Origin of the sequence: Aquimarina megaterium XH134 (assembly GCF_000520975.1) — a bacterium.
In the GTDB taxonomy this organism is placed as follows: Bacteria; Bacteroidota; Bacteroidia; order Flavobacteriales; family Flavobacteriaceae; genus Aquimarina; species Aquimarina megaterium.
The window spans coordinates 1-940 of record NZ_JACB01000125.1; the positions used below are offsets into that span (position 1 = coordinate 1).

Here is a 940-nt window from a genome sequence, read left to right on the forward strand (position 1 = left end):
AATAGATACATTGATAGCTCCTGTATTGTCTTCGGGACAAAGTACAGGAGTTGTACTTACGATGTTGATTTCCAACAGATCTGGCTGTGTGATGTTATATACTCCCGATGATATTTCTACATTACTATCATCAGTTATAGAGACTGTGTATGCACCAGGTTGTAAGCCGTCTATAGTAGGATCATCGGGTCTGGAGAATAAAGGATCTCCTTGTTTAGTCCATAGGTAGGTGTAAGGTTGAACCCCTCCACTTACATTTACTGTAATTTTTCCATCATCAAGATCTTTACAACTCACATTGGTAATTGTAGTATCCTGAATTTCTAACAAATCTGGCTGTGTGATTACAATAGGTTGAGTTAATGTTGCTATACAGCCATCAATATCAGTAACTTCAATAGAGTAGTTTCCGGCTTCCAAATGTATTAATTTGGTATCAGTAGATCCGGCAGGAGGAGTGAAAGGGTTTCCTTCTTTAAACCAGTTGAATAGTGGTGTTCCTTGATTATTGATGATATTAATTTCGAGAACTCCTATATTACCTCCAAATACGATATTGTCTATGTGCGATGCAATGACCTCAGAGACTTCTATTCCTATAGGAGGTTCTGTGACTTCTATTGGAGTTCCAAAATTATTGATGGTACAATTGTTTTGATCAGTAATGGTATACTCATATGACCCGGCGGAGAGACCAGTTATATTGGCTCCGGATTTGTTGAAGGTATTATCGAATAGTTTAGTCCAGTTTACGGTATATTGTCCTGTACCTCCATTAATGGTTAATTGTATGGTTCCATCACTTCCATTTTTACATCCTACATTATTTACAGCAGGTATTGCTGTTATAGGCTCAGGTCCTTGTACCTGAAAAGATTTAGATAGGCTATTTCCTCCTTGATCAGAGACAGTTACCTGGTAGGTTCCTATTCCTACATTG

General features: G+C 37.9%; 1 protein-coding gene. It reads right to left on the reverse strand.

The genetic code is table 11. The features are described from left to right. Positions 1 to 940: SprB repeat-containing protein (locus Z053_RS0127380; RefSeq protein WP_025668157.1), on the reverse strand; the 940-nt coding region annotated here is incomplete at both ends.